General features: G+C 70.4%; 12 protein-coding genes and 1 rRNA gene. 8 read left to right on the forward strand and 5 right to left on the reverse strand.

Annotation, left to right across the window (positions count from 1 at the left end):
* Positions 1-156 precede the first annotated feature (156 nt).
* Positions 157-273 (forward strand): 5S ribosomal RNA (gene rrf, locus ACIOGX_RS05395).
* 138 nt (positions 274-411) lie between these two features.
* Here rrf and ACIOGX_RS05400 read toward each other — a convergent pair.
* From ACIOGX_RS05400 to ACIOGX_RS05420, 5 genes are read right to left on the reverse strand one after another with little or no spacing between them, the layout of a single operon-like run.
* Positions 412-1,722, reverse strand: coding sequence for a DUF58 domain-containing protein (locus ACIOGX_RS05400; protein WP_401910578.1), 1,311 nt, complete (start codon positions 1,720-1,722; stop codon positions 412-414).
* 14 nt (positions 1,723-1,736) lie between these two features.
* Positions 1,737-2,738 (reverse strand): MoxR family ATPase, encoded by a 1,002-nt coding sequence (locus ACIOGX_RS05405; RefSeq protein WP_356508796.1) that lies wholly within the window; start codon positions 2,736-2,738, stop codon positions 1,737-1,739.
* On the reverse strand, positions 2,735-3,925 hold the full coding sequence (locus tag ACIOGX_RS05410; protein WP_401910581.1) for a DUF4350 domain-containing protein: 1,191 nt from the start codon (positions 3,923-3,925) through the stop codon (positions 2,735-2,737). Before ACIOGX_RS05410 ends, ACIOGX_RS05405 begins: the two co-directional genes overlap by 4 nt.
* Positions 3,922-4,611 (reverse strand): DUF4129 domain-containing protein, encoded by a 690-nt coding sequence (locus ACIOGX_RS05415; RefSeq protein WP_401910583.1) that lies wholly within the window; start codon positions 4,609-4,611, stop codon positions 3,922-3,924. The genes ACIOGX_RS05410 and ACIOGX_RS05415 overlap by 4 nt, the downstream gene beginning before the upstream one ends.
* Before the next feature lie 4 nt (positions 4,612-4,615).
* Positions 4,616-5,851, reverse strand: a complete 1,236-nt coding sequence (locus ACIOGX_RS05420) for a hypothetical protein (protein ID WP_401910586.1) — start codon at positions 5,849-5,851, stop codon at positions 4,616-4,618.
* A gap of 194 nt (positions 5,852-6,045) precedes the next feature.
* On the opposite strand from ACIOGX_RS05420, the gene mtnA reads away from it, so the two are divergent.
* The 7 genes from mtnA to ACIOGX_RS05455 all read left to right on the forward strand — a co-directional run bounded on the left by mtnA (position 6,046) and on the right by ACIOGX_RS05455 (position 15,473).
* Positions 6,046-7,188, forward strand: coding sequence for an S-methyl-5-thioribose-1-phosphate isomerase (gene mtnA / locus ACIOGX_RS05425; protein ID WP_401910589.1), 1,143 nt, complete (start codon positions 6,046-6,048; stop codon positions 7,186-7,188).
* Between the two features lie 840 nt (positions 7,189-8,028).
* The gene (mtrA, locus tag ACIOGX_RS05430) at positions 8,029-8,706 is read left to right on the forward strand and encodes a two-component system response regulator MtrA (protein WP_005486885.1); all 678 of its coding nucleotides are present in this window, start codon (positions 8,029-8,031) and stop codon (positions 8,704-8,706) included.
* 1 nt (position 8,707) lies between these two features.
* Positions 8,708-10,762, forward strand: a complete 2,055-nt coding sequence (mtrB, locus tag ACIOGX_RS05435) for an MtrAB system histidine kinase MtrB (protein WP_401910594.1) — start codon at positions 8,708-8,710, stop codon at positions 10,760-10,762.
* A complete protein-coding gene (locus tag ACIOGX_RS05440) occupies positions 10,752-12,596 on the forward strand; it encodes an LpqB family beta-propeller domain-containing protein (RefSeq protein ID WP_383975039.1) in 1,845 nt (614 codons plus the stop codon). The genes mtrB and ACIOGX_RS05440 overlap by 11 nt, the downstream gene beginning before the upstream one ends.
* Before the next feature lie 161 nt (positions 12,597-12,757).
* Positions 12,758-13,480 (forward strand): ComF family protein, encoded by a 723-nt coding sequence (locus tag ACIOGX_RS05445; protein WP_356508784.1) that lies wholly within the window; start codon positions 12,758-12,760, stop codon positions 13,478-13,480.
* Positions 13,481-13,794: 314 nt separating this feature from the next.
* Complete coding sequence (gene hpf, locus ACIOGX_RS05450) at positions 13,795-14,484, forward strand: ribosome hibernation-promoting factor, HPF/YfiA family (RefSeq protein WP_356508782.1); 690 nt, start codon at positions 13,795-13,797, stop codon at positions 14,482-14,484.
* A gap of 227 nt (positions 14,485-14,711) precedes the next feature.
* The gene (locus ACIOGX_RS05455; RefSeq protein ID WP_129769387.1) at positions 14,712-15,473 is read left to right on the forward strand and encodes a response regulator transcription factor; all 762 of its coding nucleotides are present in this window, start codon (positions 14,712-14,714) and stop codon (positions 15,471-15,473) included.
* Positions 15,474-15,484: the final 11 nt, after the last annotated feature.

Here is a 15,484-nt window from a genome sequence, read left to right on the forward strand (position 1 = left end):
GGTTGATAGGCCGGATATGGAAGCCAGGTGACTGGTGGAGTTGACCGGTACTAATAGGCCGAGGGCTTGTCCTCAGTTGCTCGCGTCCACTGTGTTAGTTCTGAAGTAACGAACGGCCGTGTTGTCATCCGGAGTGGTTCGATATCTTCATAGTGTTTCGGTGGTCATTGCGTGAGGGAAACGCCCGGTTACATTCCGAACCCGGAAGCTAAGCCTCACAGCGCCGATGGTACTGCAGGGGGGACCCTGTGGGAGAGTAGGACGCCGCCGAACAATTTTTGATGGGAATGCCCCGCACCTTTGGTGCGGGGCATTTCTGCGTTGTGGGTCCATATCTTGAGGCAGCGGCCTGTAATGGGCCGCCGGTTCAATTGGGGCGGCCCATTACAGGGCTGTAGCCGTGCGTCGTTCTCAGAGACGTCCTGCGGCCTTGAGTGCCAGATACGCGTCCGCGAGGGCCGGCGCGAGGTTCTCCGGGGTGGCATCCACGACAGTGACGCCATAGCGCTGCAATTGTTCTGCCGTACGACGTCGCTGAGCCTGTGCCTGTGTGCCGGCGGCGGCTTCGTAGATCGCGTCCACTGTGCCCCGCTCCCGGCTCATCTTCTCGACGTGAGGATCCGCGACGGACGCCACCAGGACCGTATGGCGTCGGGTCAACTGAGGCAGGACCGGGAGGAGCCCCTCCTCGACGGATGCGGCGTCGAGGGTGGTGAGCAGCACGATGAGGGAGCGGCGTGAGGCGTTCTTGAGCGTGGCCGCGGCGAGGCCGCGCGTGTCCGTCTCCACGAGCTCCGGTTCGAGCGGGGCCAGCGCGTTCACCAGTGCGGGCAGAACGTCCCCCGCCGCGTAGCCCCTGACCTGGGCGCGCGTGCGGCGGTCGTAGGCGAGGAGGTCCAGTCGATCACCTGCTCGCGAGGCGAGCGCGGCGAGGAGCAGTGTGGCGTCCATGGCCGCGTCGAGACGGGGGACATCGCCGACCCGGCCGGCCGAGGTGCGGCCGGTGTCGAGCACGACGAGGATGTGCCGGTCCCGTTCGGGACGCCAGGTCCGTACGGCCACGGCGGACTGGCGTGCGGTGGCCCGCCAGTCGATGGACCGGGTGTCGTCACCGGGAACGTACGCGCGGAGGCTGTCGAACTCGGTGCCCTCGCCGCGGGTCAGCAGGCTCGCTCGGCCGTCGAGTTCTCTCAGGCGGGCGAGTCGGGAGGGCAGGTGCTTGCGGCTGTGGAAGGGCGGCAGCACTCGCACGGTCCAAGGGACTTCGTGGTGGCCCTGGCGGGTTGCCAGACCCATGGGCCCGAATGAGCGCACCGTGATCCGTTCAGCACGCCGGTCGCCGCGGCGAGTGGGGCGGAGCACCGTGGTCAGCCGTCGGCGCTCGCCTGCGGGCACGAGCACCTCGTGGCGTGATGCCGTCGGCTCGGTGCCGGGGAGCCAGCTGCTGGGCGGCCAGGCGTCGCGGAGATGGGCGCGCAGGCTTCGGCCCGAGGGGTTCGTGACGGTGAGATGGACCTCGGCGCCGTCACCGAGTCGAACTGACGTATCACCACTTCGGGTGAATCGGAGCGTTCGCACTGGTGCGGCGAGGGCGTAGTCGCACAGAATTGCTAGCGAGAGCGGGGCGTTGACGGCAAGGATGCCCGCCCAGCTGGGGGCGAAGAGGCCGACGGGGAGTGAGCCGAGGGCCGCGAGCAGTGCGGTTCGTCCGGTGAGGGCCACGAGAGTTCACCGTCTCATCGGGGGACGGGGACATGGGCGAGTATCGCGGTGATGACGGAGTCGGTCGTGACGCCCTCCATCTCGGCCTCGGGCCGGAGTTGGACGCGATGGCGGAGTGTGGGGAGGGCCAGGGCTTTCACATCGTCGGGGGTGACGTAGTCCCGGCCGGTGAGCCAGGCCCAGGCGCGAGCGGTGGAGAGCAGGGCGGTGGCGCCTCGTGGGGAGACGCCGAGTGCGAGTGAGGGGGATTCACGAGTGGCACGGCAGATATCGACGACATAGCCCGCGATCTCGGGGGTGACGGTTGTCCTCGCGACCGCGGCGCGTGCCGCTTCCAGGTCGGCGGGCCCGGCAACGGGCCGTACCCCTGCGGCCTGGAGGTCACGCGGGTTGAAGCCCTGCGCGTGGCGAGTCAGGACACTGACCTCGTCCTCGCGGGACGGCAGCGGGACGGTCAGTTTCAGGAGGAATCGGTCGAGCTGAGCCTCGGGGAGGGGGTACGTGCCTTCGTACTCGACCGGGTTCTGGGTGGCGGCCACCAGGAACGGGTCGGGCAGCGCGCGCGGGGTGCCGTCGACCGTGACCTGTCGCTCCTCCATTGCCTCCAGCAGCGCCGACTGGGTCTTGGGCGGCGTGCGGTTGATCTCGTCGGCCAGGAGCAGATGGGTGAAGACGGGACCTGGCTGGAAGGAGAACTCCGCGGTTCTCGCGTCGTAGACGAGGGAGCCGGTGATGTCGCTCGGCATGAGGTCGGGGGTGAACTGGACGCGCTTGGTGTCGAGTTCGAGGGACGCGGCGAGTGCCCGTACGAGGAGGGTCTTCGCGACGCCGGGGACTCCTTCGAGGAGCACGTGCCCCCGGCAGAGCAGGGCGACCACAAGCCCGGTGACGGCGGGGTCCTGGCCGACCACCGCCTTCGCGATCTCCGTGCGCAGGGCCTCCAGGGAAGCGCGGGCGCTGTCGGGGTTCCCGGCGTCATCGGTGTTCGCGGCGTTCTGTGCGGTCGGGGCACTCATGAGGTGCGTACCTCTCTTTCGAGGGCGTCGAGTTGGTCCGCGAGGCGGACAAGAGCGGCATCGTCGGTCGGCGCCGGACCGAAGAGCAGGGTGCGCGGATCCAGGGTGGTGTCCGGGAGCCGTGCGGAGACGGCGGGGATCAGGACGTCGGGGGAGTGTGCGTCGGCCGGTGGCACGGCGAGGAGGGGCGCGAGGCGGTCGCGGGTCGCCGAGCGCAGGGCCGCGGCGGCGTGGTCCCTGGCGTTCGCCTTGCGGTAGAGGCGGGCACGGCCCTCGGTGGACTCCGAGGCCCGGATGGCGACAGGGAGCCGTTCGGCCACGAGTGGGCCCAGCCTGCGGGCACGCCAGACGGCGGCGAGCACCGCGGCCAGGAAGAGCTGGAAGGCGCCCCAGAGCCAGCCGGAGGGGATGAGGCCGAGGAAGTCACTGTCGCCGCCGGTCTCGGCGGCGGATCCATCACTGAGCGAGGGGAGGTACCAGACGAGATGAGGCCGGGAGCCGAGGAGCTGAAGGGCCAGCGACGCGTTGCCGCGTTGGTCGAGGCGGTCGTTGTACAGGATATCGGGAGAGCCGAGGAGAACGGTGTCACCGGCTTCCGTGCCGGTGTCCCTGATCCTGACCAGGGTCGGCACGCCGTCGCTCATGTAGCAGGCGTCGATGTCGGCGGTGTCGGTGACGTACCGCTCCCCGCCGATGTCGGCGGTGCCCGCGCGGTCGGCGGCGGGCAGCGAGCAGCGCGGGGCTCGTGCCGACACCGGCGCGGGGACGTTCGTACGGACGCCGGGCACCAGGGTGCCGACGGAGGGCGGGCCGGCGCCGAGCAGAACGGTGCGGCCTCCCGAGGACGCCGTCGCGGTACGCAGGGAGCGCTGCTGATGTTCCGTCAGCAGGTCGGGGTTGGTGACGAGGAGCGTGGTGTCGGGACCGGCCGCGGCGGTGGCGTCGTCCAGCGTGGTGACGGGTTCGACGGAGACTCCCCGGTCCTTGAGGAGTTCGGCCACGGCGCGGCTGCCGAATGGGTCGGCGGAGCGCGGGTCGAGGCGTCCGTGCTGGTCACCGGAGCTGAGGGCGGCCATGGTGATTCCGGCCGCGAGCAGAAGGACGAGCGCGAGGACCACTCCGCGGCTGCGGGTCCAGACCTGTCGGGTGGTGGGGGAGAGCGAGGAGGAGCTGATCGTGGAGGTCACTCGGCCGTTCCTCCGGAGGCGGTGCTCAGCTGCGGCTTCGCGCTTTCCAGATCGAGATCGAGTGCGCTCAGCCGACGGTATGTGTCCTCGTCGGCGGTCCGGCCTCCGTATGTGATGTCGTCGAATTCCCTGGCGGCCGTGCGCAGTCGGGTCGCGTGGCCGGGGAGGGGGCGGCCGGCTTCGGAGGCGGCCTCGTCGGCGGTGCGGCCGGGGCGGGGATCGAGCAGGGCGCGTTCCTCCAGGGAGCGGACGATGGCGCGCATGCGTTCCTGGGCGGCCTGGCTCCAGCGTCCGGCGGCGGCGTGTGTTTCCGCGGTGGCGCGGTGTTCCGCCGCGCTGAGGGGGCTCGTGTCGAAGAGCGTGCGCGCTGTTCCGGGTATGCGGCGCGGGGTGCCCAGTCGCCACCAGAGGGCGGCCAGGAGGGCGACCACGATCAGCGCGATGACGAGGAGACCGAGCGGGCCGCCGGGGGCCACGCCGGAGGCGGAGTCGAAGAGGTCGCCGACCCACTCCCAGAAGCGGTTGAGCGCGCGCTGGAGGAGGTTCGGGTCGTTCTCGTGGTACATCGGCCTGGACAGCTCCCGCTCCGCCGCTTCGCGGGCGGGAGCACGAGGGGTGTCCACCGGTATGCCGTCGTCCGCGCGGATCACCTGCCGTGCGACGGCCGCTGCCCCCGTGGTGGACACCGCGTCAGTTCCCCGGGGAGCCGTGGCCCGGGGGCTGTGTGCCGTAGCCCGCCACGCCCGCGGCCCGTGCCAGTTCGAGGTCGAGGGCCTCGCGCCGGATGCGCTGGTCGATGTAGAGGAGCACGGTCACGCCGGCGGAGATCGGATAGGTGATCGTGGAGGCGATCACCGAGCCGATGCCGGTGACGATCAGGTACGGCCAGCCGTAGTCCGGGCCGTTGCCGGAGTACAGACCGGCGAGACCCTCGCTGTCCACCGCGGTGGCGATGATGACGAACGGGATGGCGATGATCAGGGAGATCAAGAAGGAAATCAGCAGCGTAAGGAGCAGCACGCCGAATGTGCGCCACCAGGCTCCCGTGACGAGCTTGGCGGAGCGGCGCATGGCGGACAGCACGCTCTGGCGTTCCAGCATGAGCGCCGGGGAGGCGAGGCTGAAGCGGACCATCAGCCACACGATGACGACGAGGCCGGCCATGCCGCCGAGCGCGGTGAGCGCGGCCCCTCCGACGGAGCCCATCAGCAGGCCGGGGAGGATCGCCACGGTCATGATGGCGGCGCTTATCAGCGGCAGCAGCAGGGTCAGGCCCAGCAGTTGCGGGAGCCGGGGACGGGCCTCGTTCCAGGCTTCCGAGAGGGTGACGGGGCGCCCCAGTACGGACCGGCTGATCACGACGGTGAGCACCGCCGTGGTGAACAGGGTGGCGATCACCAGGATGGCGAGCGACGGGAGTTCGGATACGAGGGTGGACGAGAGCGAGTCGGCGGTCTGGCTGAGGAGTTCCGACGGGGTCGCGTTCGGGTCGAGTTCGACCGGCTCCGGGAGCAGGTAGCGGCGGAAGAGGATGTCGCTGATCTGGGAGACCACGGCGACGGCGAGGGCGACGCTGAGCACCACCCGCCAGTGGGTGCGCATGGTGGAGACGGCGCCGTCGAGGATCTCGCCGACCCCGAGAGGCCGGAGCGGGATGACGCCCGGCTTGGCGGCGGGCGGCGGGCCCCAGCCGTGACCGGGACCGCCGCCCCGGGCGGACCCGCCCCAGCCCTGCGTGGGCCGGGGAATGGCGGGTCCTGTGCCGGGAGCGCTCGGCGGGGACCACTGACCGGGCGGCGGCTGGGCCGCGGACCACTTCGAGGAGGAGCCGGTGTCGTCTGCGGGCGCGGCGGGCCCGGGGACACCGGAGTCCTGGCCGTCGGACGGGGCGGATCCGGGCGAGGCCCAGCCCGGAGTGTCGTTCACGGTCGTCCACCTCGTGGTGTGGTTGCGGGGCCTGCTCGTCGAGCCGGCACTTCGACAGCGCCTGTCCGCGGAGCGGGGCGGCGGGCTGGCAGCCATCGTGCCACGCGTCGTGCCCCGGCGGACCGGGGGCTGTATCTCCTTCTTGGCTCCTTCCTCGCCTTCATTGTCCGTGCCGTAGCGGGCAGACTGAGCGGATGGCTGATCAGTACGCACGAACCCGGGCCGGTTCCGGGCCGCCCATGCTTCCCTCGATCCGCTGGGACGAGCCGCCGGAAGGGCCCGTACTCGTACTTCTCGACCAGACGAGACTTCCGGCCGAGGAGACCGAGTTGGTCTGCACGGACGTACCGGCTCTGGTGCGGGCGATCAGGGCACTGGCGGTACGCGGGGCGCCGCTGCTGGGCATCGCGGGCGCGTACGGGGTGGCGCTGGCCGCGGTACGGGGCTTCGACGTGGAGGACGCGGCGGAGCGGCTGGCCGGGGCGCGGCCCACCGCGGTGAACCTCGGCTACGGGGTGCGACGGGCGCATGACGCGTACCGGACCGCTGTCGGCAAGGGCGCCGGTCCGGAGCAGGCGGGGGCCGCGGCTCTCGCCGAGGCCAGGCGGCTTCACCGCGAAGATGCCGAGGCCAGCGCCCAGATGGCGGCGTTCGGGCTTTCGCTCCTCGATGAACTGCTGCCGGGTGGCGGTCACAGGATCCTGACCCACTGCAATACCGGGGCGCTCGTCTCGGGTGGGGAGGGCACCGCGTTCGCCGTGGCGTTGTCGGCCCACCGGGCCGGCCGGCTGCGGCGCCTGTGGGTGGACGAGACCCGTCCGCTTCTCCAGGGTGCCCGGCTGACGGCGTACGAGGCGGCTCGCAACGGGATGGCGTACACATTGCTCACGGACAACGCGGCGGGTTCGCTCTTCGCGGCGGGCGAAGTGGACGCCGTCCTGATCGGGGCGGACCGGATCGCGGCCGACGGATCGGTGGCGAACAAGGTGGGGAGTTATCCGCTCGCCGTACTGGCCGGGTACCACCATGTGCCGTTCGTCGTGGTCGCCCCGACCACGACGATCGATCTCGACACCCCGGACGGGGCGTCGATCGAAGTGGAGCAGCGGCCGGGACAGGAAGTGACGGAGCTCACGCCGCCGCGGACTGCGGTGGCGGGAGCGGAGGCGGGAGGCGGGATGCCGGTGGCACCGCTGGGAACGCAGGCGTTCAACCCTGCCTTCGATGTCACCCCTCCGGAACTGGTGACGGCGATCGTCACCGAGTACGGCGCGCTGTCCCCGGTGACCGGGGACGGAATCGCGGAGCTCTGCGCCCGGTCCCGGCAGGCGCGCTGAGCGACGGAACGGCCCCTCGACCTGCGCTGCTGCGGGCGGGGAGAGGGGCCATGGCGTCCTTCGGTGACATCCGTCCGGATCGGCGTCCGGCCGGTGGGCGGCTTTCCACCGCCCGATCCGAGCCGGTTGCCGGAGCAGCCGGTCGAGCTGTCCGAACAGCCGCGATCACGAGACGCGGTTGTCCAGGTCGATGTTCCCCCGTCGCGTCGCGGAACCGGCAGGTTCGGCATATGCGTCGTCGCCGGAGCGGCGTCGCGTGACCACACACGAGAAGGCAGGCCATGGAACCGGATCCGTCGATATGGGGGTTGCTGTTCGCGTTTCTCCTCGGGGGCGTCGTCGCCATCGTGAGGATGTCGCTGGTCGTGCTCCCGGTCATCGGGGTCGGGATCTGGGCTGTGTCGCGAGTGCGCCGCCTGCGCCGCTTGCGTGGCCGCAGCCGGTAGGTCGTGTCCTCAGAGTGACGCCGTCCGGTGCGTGCGATCGCGAGGCGGAGGGTCTCCCCGCTACTGGACGTATCGAGGCCCGGAAAGCCGATCTCCGGGGCGTCGATCCTGGTGACCACGGCCGGGCTGTCTCGCGTCGCGCTCGGTCGGAACACCCTGTGGACCCGTCTGCTCCACTACCGTGTGCTGACGACGGGAGACGGGGATGGCCGCAGCGGGCACTTTGGTTGCCGGCCATGGCCGGATCGATGGGGGACGAGCTTGACATCAGTGGTTGACATCAATGACAGCGGACAGCGACGGTCACTGACGGACATCGGTGCACGTTGCCGCTGCTCAGTGAGGTGGGTCACGCCTGTCTACGCAACGGAAATGAAAATGGGATGATGTCGATATGAAGGGACGTGTCCTTGTCGTCGATGACGACACCGCACTGGCCGAGATGCTCGGCATTGTGCTGCGTGGTGAAGGTTTCGAGCCGTCGTTCGTAGCGGACGGTGACAAGGCACTCGCCGCTTTCCGTGAGGCGAAGCCGGATCTGGTGCTGCTGGATCTGATGCTGCCCGGCCGGGACGGTATCGAGGTGTGCCGGCTGATCAGGGCCGAGTCCGGCGTGCCCATCGTCATGCTCACGGCCAAGAGCGACACGGTCGATGTGGTGGTCGGGCTGGAGTCCGGGGCCGATGACTACATCGTCAAGCCGTTCAAGCCGAAGGAGCTGGTGGCGCGTATCAGGGCGCGGCTGCGCAGGTCCGAGGAGCCGGCGCCGGAGCAGCTGGCCATAGGTGACCTGGTCATCGATGTGGCGGGTCACTCGGTGAAGCGGGAGGGGCAGTCCATCGCCCTGACTCCGCTGGAGTTCGACCTGCTGGTCGCGCTCGCCCGTAAGCCGTGGCAGGTGTTCACCCGTGAGGTGCTTCTCGAGCAGGTGTGGGGATACCGGCACGCCGCGGACACCCGGCTGGTCAATGTGCATGTGCAGCGGCTGCGCTCCAAGGTCGAGAAGGACCCCGAGCGGCCCGAGATCGTGGTGACCGTCCGCGGGGTCGGTTACAAGGCGGGACCGAGCTGACATGACCGGCGGCAGCGCTGCTCCGAAGCCCGGTGAGCCGGGAGTCCGTGCGGGGCGGGCTGCCGGGCCGGGCCATGCGCTGGCCCGGTTCGTCCGGCTGTTCCAGAGCGGCAGGCTGCTTCAGGACGGCTCGCCCGGCGGACCGGTGCTGCGGCTCCTGGTGCGCTGGGTGCGGCGTCCGCTGCTGCCCGCCGTACGGCTGTGGCGGCGCAACATCCAGCTGAGGGTCGTCGCGGCCACGCTGCTGATGTCGCTCGGTGTGGTGCTGCTGCTGGGGTTCGTGGTCTTCGGCCAGGTCCGCAACGGTCTGCTGGAGGCCAAGGAGAAGGCCGCCCAGAGCCAGGCGGCCGGCGGGTTCACCGTGGCGAAGGAGAAGGCCGACGCTCCGGCGGCGCCCGGGGCCCGGGAGGGCGACGGGACGAACGGCAGATCGGGGAGGAACTCCGTCAACTGGCGGTCCGACCTCGTCGAGCAGCTGGCCAGTGGCGGTCCGGGCGCGTTCAACGTGGTGGCGCTGAGCCCCGACGCGGCGGACGCCGTGTCCACGAGCCGGGCGCCGCGCGTCTCGGGCGGGGTGGACTTCGCCAGTGTTCCCGCGGATCTGCGGGCGGCGGTCGCGCAGGGGACCGGGGCGTTCCAGGCGTACGCCCAGATCAAATACACCGGGGCCACCGAGGCTCGGGCGCCGGAGCCGGGGCTGATCATCGGCAAGCGGCTGAACGATGTGGACCGTAACGCGTACGAGCTGTACTACATATTTCCGCTGACGCAGGAGGGGCAGTCGCTCAACCTGGTGAAGGGCACGCTCGCCACGGCCGGGCTCTTCGTGGTCGTGCTGCTCGGGGCGATCGCCTGGCTGGTGGTACGGCAGGTCGTGACGCCCGTACGGATGGCCGCGGGGATCGCCGAGCGGCTCTCCACCGGCCGCCTCCAGGAGCGGATGAAGGTCACGGGCGAGGACGACATCGCCCGTCTCGGTGAAGCCTTCAACAAGATGGCGCAGAACCTCCAGCTCAAGATCCAGCAGCTGGAGGAGCTCTCCAGGATGCAGCGGCGCTTCGTCTCCGATGTCTCGCACGAGCTGCGCACGCCTCTGACGACGGTGCGGATGGCCGCCGACGTCATCCATGAGGCACGCGGCGACTTCGATCCGGTGACGGCACGCTCGGCCGAACTGCTCGGTGACCAGCTGGACCGCTTCGAGTCGCTGCTGTCGGATCTACTGGAGATCAGCCGTTTCGACGCGGGCGCGGCGGCGCTGGAGGCCGAGCCGATAGACCTGCGCGAAGTGGTGCGGCGGGTGATCGGCGGCGCCGAGCCGCTGGCGGAGCGCAAGGGCAGCAGGATCCGGGTCCTCGGGGACGAGCAGCCGGTCGTCGCCGAGGCCGACGCGCGCCGGGTCGAGCGGGTGCTGCGCAATCTCGTCGTCAACGCCGTCGAGCACGGCGAGGGACGGGATGTCGTCGTACGGCTGGGCGCGGCGGGCGGGGCGGTCGCGATCGCCGTGCGCGACTACGGCGTGGGGCTCAAGCCCGGCGAGGCGACGCGGGTGTTCAACCGCTTCTGGCGGGCCGATCCCGCCCGTGCCAGGACGACCGGGGGGACCGGTCTCGGGCTGTCGATCGCCGTCGAGGACGCCCGGCTGCACGGCGGCTGGCTCCAGGCGTGGGGAGAGCCGGGCGGCGGCTCCCAGTTCCGGCTGACGCTGCCGCGCACGGCGGACGAGGCGCTGCGCGGCTCGCCCATACCGCTGGAGCCCGAGGACTCCCGGCGCAACCGCGAGCGCGGTGGCGGACAGGACCTCAAGGAGACCGCGCAGCGGCTGGCCAGTGTGCCGCTCCAGCCGGGTGCGGACCGTTCCGCGCCGGCCGGAGCACCCGGTGTGCCCGCCCCGCCCCGTACGACCGCGACGGTGGACCCGGCGGCTCTGCCCGGCAGCGGCGCGCGGGTGGTGGCGCGTGCCACGGGGGAACGACCGTCCGAGAGCGAATCCGATCGCTCCGATCACTCTGCACACCTGGCTCCGGAGCGGGAGGACACCATTCGTGGGCGCTGATCGCCGTCGCCGTCGGCCGGGGAGCGCGGTCCGGACGCCGGTGCTGCTCACGGCCGTCGCCGCGCTGCTGACCGGGTGCGCGGCGATTCCCGACAGCGGCGATGTCGAGCCGGTCAAGGCATCGCCGCCCGGTGAGTCCCAGGTGCGGGTGTATGCCGTGCCGCCCCGGGAGAAGGCGGAGCCCGACGAGATCGTCAACGGCTTCCTCGAAGCCATGACCAGTGACGATCCCGACTTCGCGATGGCCAGGAAGTATCTGACGAAGAAGGCCTCGGAGTACTGGCAGCCGGGCGCCGGTACGACGGTGCTGCGCGCCGCTCCCGACCCCGCGGGCCCGAAGGAACTCTCCGGCACCGCCTCCTCCACCCTCACCTACCCGCTGTACGGCGACCGGATCGCGGATGTCGACTCCGTACACGCCTATCAGCCGACCGAACCGAGCGAGTACGCCGGAGAGATCAGGCTGGTCCGGCAGAACGCCGGGGGCGCCAAGGAGTGGCGCATCGACAGCCTGCCGCAGGGGCTGGTGCTCGGTGAGTCGGACTTCCAGCGCAACTACCGTTCGGTCAATAAGTATTACTTCGCGTCGGGGGAGAACTGGCTGGTCGCCGACCCCGTCTACATCCGTCAGCGAATAGACCCCACGACCCGGATGGATCCGGTGACCCAGGCGGTCAAGGTGCTGCTCGACGGGCCGACGAACTGGCTGAAGCCGGTGGTCGACTCGCCCTTCCCTCGCGGGACGGCGCTCCAGAAGGGCACCAGGTCGCTGGAGTTCGACGACCGCAACGCCCTCAAGGTGCCGCTGAACGACAAGGCGTCCAAGGCGGGCCGTACGCAGTGCCGGAAGATGGCGGCGCAACTGCTCTTCACCCTGCGGGATCTCACGTCCACACCGGTCGGGCAGGTCGAGCTGCTGGCCGACGGGTCCTCGCTCTGTGTGCTCAGCGGCGACCAGGCCGAGGAGTTCGCGCCCGACCGCACCACCGGCCGGCCCGACAGCCCGTATTTCGTCGACGACCACGGGCGGCTGTCGCTGCTGCAGGCGGGCGTCGACGAGGCCGCCGACCGGTCGCATGTCATCGGACCGTTCGGCAGTGGCGGCGTGAAGCTCGGTTCGGTCGCGGTGGCCCGTGACGAGAAGCGCGCGGCGGGTGTCACGGAGGACGCCAAGTCGCTCTATGTGTCTTCCATACTGTCGGACGGCGAGCTGGCTCCCGCGCTGGTGTCCAGCGACGGTCCGGCCCGCAGCCGGCTGTCGCCGCCGAGCTGGGACGGGCACGGCGATCTGTGGATCGCGGACCGCGACCCCGGCAAGCCGCGGCTGCTGAGGTTCGCGGAGGGCACCGGTACGCCGCTGCCGGTCACGGTCGACGGGCTCGGTGACGGGCGTATCCAGGGGCTGCGGGTGTCGGCGGACGGCGTACGCATCGCCCTGCTGGTGTCCGAGGGCGGACGGACCACGCTGCGGATCGGGCGGGTGGAGCGGAGCGGCCCGGCGGCCGATCCGACGGTGTCCGTGGCGCAACTCCAGTCGGTGGCACCACAGATGGAGACGGTGACCGCGGTGTCCTGGGCGGGGCCGAGCCGACTGGTGGTGGTCGGCAAGGAGTCCGGTGGTGTGCAGCAGGTGCGCTACATCCAGACCGATGGATCGACGTCGGCCGCGGGCGTGCTGCCCGGTCTGAACCAGGTGACCGCGATCGCGGCGGCGAACGACGACCGGCAGCCGCTGGTCGCCGACTCCGACGACGCCGGGATCGTCCGGCTGCCCTCCGGGGGGAACTGGCAGACGATGGTCGAGGTGGGCTCGTCGCCCGTGTACCCCGGCTGATACGGGGCAGCCGCCGGGAGAGGCGTACGCGGCCGGTCGCGGCGTCGCGGACGCGCGCGGGAGCGGGCGCCCGGGGGTGTGCCGGAGCGAACCGGATCTTTGCCTGACCGAGTTGTCCACAGGGGTGGCCGGGTGCCCTCGTCGTTGGCACAGTGGTTGTCATGCGGGCGTGGTGGCGCGAGATCACCGGCCTGGTGCTGCCGGTCGCCTGTGGCGGCTGCGGGAGCCCCAGGACACCTCTGTGCGAGGACTGCGGACGGGCCCTTTACGGCACCTGGCCGTGCCGGGTGCGGCCCGCGCCGGAGCCCGTGGGATTGCCGGCCGTCCACGCCGCGGCGCCGTACGAGGACGCTGTACGGGCCGTGCTGCTGGCGCACAAGGAGCGCGGGGCGCTCGGGATGGCGGCGCCGCTGGGGCGGGCGCTGGCCGGGGCCGTACAGGCCGCCGCGCCGTCGGGCACGGGGGTCGGTCCGCTGCTGCTGGTGCCGGTGCCGTCCACGCGCCGTGCGGTCGGGGCACGGGGACATGACGCGGCCCGCAGGATCGCGCTGGCCGCCGCCGGTGAGCTGCGGCGCGGTGACAGGCCGTGCCGGGTCCTTCCGGTGCTGCGGCAGCGGCGCGCGGTGGCCGACCAGACGGGCCTCGGCGCCCGTCAGAGGCTGGCGAACCTGTCGGGGGCGCTGGAGGTCGCCGTCGGGGGCGCGAGGCTGCTGGAGGGCGGCAGGGTGGTGCTGGTGGACGATCTCATGACGACGGGCGCCTCGCTCGTCGAGGCGGCGAGGGCACTGCGTGCCGCGACCGGCCCCGGCATTCCGCGATGCGGCCGGGTGAGCGCGGCAGTTGTCGCCGCGCCGCCCCTCTCCTTCGAAATAAATCGGAACTGACCGGAGGCGTGCATCGTTCCTGGCAAAGAGGGCAGGAAATCAACTGAACAGAGATACGTACCGGTAGCGGGTGCCGACACCCGTCCGGGAGGTCTATGTTCGGATATGAGGAGTGGCGCGAGTCATGACTCGCTGAATACCCCGTGTTGCGTCGGCGTTTTTCAGAACCTTGGAAGTTCGGGGGATGGGGATCACGCCGATGGGGGAGGAGGAGGTGAAAGTCGCCAAGTCCGAGGCTCCGGTGATTACCGGGGCCTGGTGCAACAGGGAGTAACTCCGCAGCGAGGCGGAGTGATCCGGGAACGGAGTTCTGCGTGGACATCGTCGTCAAGGGCCGCAAGACAGAGGTGCCCGAGCGGTTCCGCAAGCACGTGGCCGAGAAGCTGAAGCTGGACAAGATCCAGAAGCTCGACGGCAAGGTGATCAGCCTCGACGTCGAGGTGTCCAAGGAGCACAATCCGCGGCAGGCCGACCGGTGCGACCGGGTGGAGATCACGCTCCACTCCCGCGGCCCCGTGATCCGCGCGGAGGCGGCCGCGGCCGATCCGTACGCGGCGCTGGATCTGGCCACCGGCAAGCTGGAGGCCCGGCTGCGCAAGCAGCACGAGAAGCGCCACAACCGCCGGGGGAACGGCCGGTTGTCGGCAGCCGAGGTCGTCGAGGTCGTTCCTGGGGTCGCCCAGTTGAACGCGAATGGCGAGACCGCGGCGGAGGAGGCGGCACAGGCGGTTCCCACCACGATGATCGGCTCTCTCGAGGTGCAGGGCGAAGGACCGCTCGTGGTGCGGGAGAAGACCCATGTCGCCGCACCGATGACGCTCGATCAGGCGCTCTACGAAATGGAGCTGGTCGGGCACGACTTCTATCTGTTCGTCGATTCCGACACCAAGGAACCCAGCGTCGTCTACCGGCGCCATGCCTACGACTACGGCGTCATTCATCTCAGGACGGACCCGTTCGCCGGATCGGAAGCGGGCGGCGCGGGCGGTGCCCTCGGCGGTTGACGCACCGGCCGGGACCGCCGGAATCCGGCCGGAATACGTCCGGAATCCATGCCCCCGTGGTGCCCCTGAGCGCCCTTCGCGGCCTCAGGGGCACCGCTGTGCGCCCCCAAGGGCCATCGCTTCGGCGTCCGGGCATGAAATCATGGCGTCGCGGCCAACACGTGGCCCGCGAACTGCGGTTGGCCGGCCCCGGCACATTCGGGCCGTGGCCTCCAGGGGAGGGAACGATGGCGGACAGCTTCGGTCCGGTGCATCACGCGAACGATGCCGACGACACGATCGGCGGCGCCGGATCCGATGCCGCCGCGGAACGGGGCGACTCCCCGAGGGAGCCGATCCGGGTCCTCGTCGTGGACGACCACGCCCTCTTCCGCCGCGGACTGGAGATCGTCCTCGCCCAGGAGGAGGACATCCAGGTCGTCGGAGAGGCTGGGGACGGCGCGGAGGCCGTCGACAAGGCCGCCGATCTGCTGCCGGACATCGTGCTGATGGATGTACGGATGCCCAAGCGCGGCGGGATCGAGGCCTGTACCTCCATCAAGGAGGTGGCTCCCAGTGCCAAGATCATCATGCTCACGATCAGTGACGAGGAGGCCGACCTCTACGACGCGATCAAGGCGGGCGCCACCGGCTATCTCCTCAAGGAGATCTCCACCGATGAAGTGGCCACCGCGATCCGCGCCGTGGCCGACGGACAGTCACAGATCAGCCCGTCGATGGCGTCCAAACTGCTGACCGAGTTCAAATCGATGATTCAGCGTACGGACGAACGCAGGCTCGTTCCGGCGCCGCGCCTCACCGACCGCGAACTGGAAGTCCTCAAGCTGGTCGCCACGGGAATGAACAACCGTGATATCGCCAAGGAGTTGTTCATCTCCGAGAACACGGTGAAGAACCACGTCCGCAACATCCTGGAGAAGCTGCAACTGCACTCCCGGATGGAAGCCGTGGTCTATGCGATGCGGGAGAAGATCCTCGAAATCCGCTGACGCTATCCGGG

The sequence above is a fragment of the Streptomyces sp. NPDC088147 genome, from assembly GCF_044741565.1.
Taxonomy (GTDB): domain Bacteria; phylum Actinomycetota; class Actinomycetes; order Streptomycetales; family Streptomycetaceae; genus Streptomyces.

Bases quoted from the DNA above. Each gene is read 5' to 3' on its own strand.
- ACIOGX_RS05455 (WP_129769387.1), top strand. From the start codon at position 14,712: ATGGCGGACAGCTTCGGTCCGGTGCATCACGCGAACGATGCCGACGAC.
- ACIOGX_RS05405 (WP_356508796.1), bottom strand. From the start codon at position 2,738: ATGAGTGCCCCGACCGCACAGAACGCCGCGAACACCGATGACGCCGGG.
- mtnA (WP_401910589.1), top strand. From the start codon at position 6,046: ATGGCTGATCAGTACGCACGAACCCGGGCCGGTTCCGGGCCGCCCATG.
- mtrB (WP_401910594.1), top strand. From the start codon at position 8,708: ATGACCGGCGGCAGCGCTGCTCCGAAGCCCGGTGAGCCGGGAGTCCGT.
- mtrA (WP_005486885.1), top strand. From the start codon at position 8,029: ATGAAGGGACGTGTCCTTGTCGTCGATGACGACACCGCACTGGCCGAG.
- ACIOGX_RS05445 (WP_356508784.1), top strand. From the start codon at position 12,758: ATGCGGGCGTGGTGGCGCGAGATCACCGGCCTGGTGCTGCCGGTCGCC.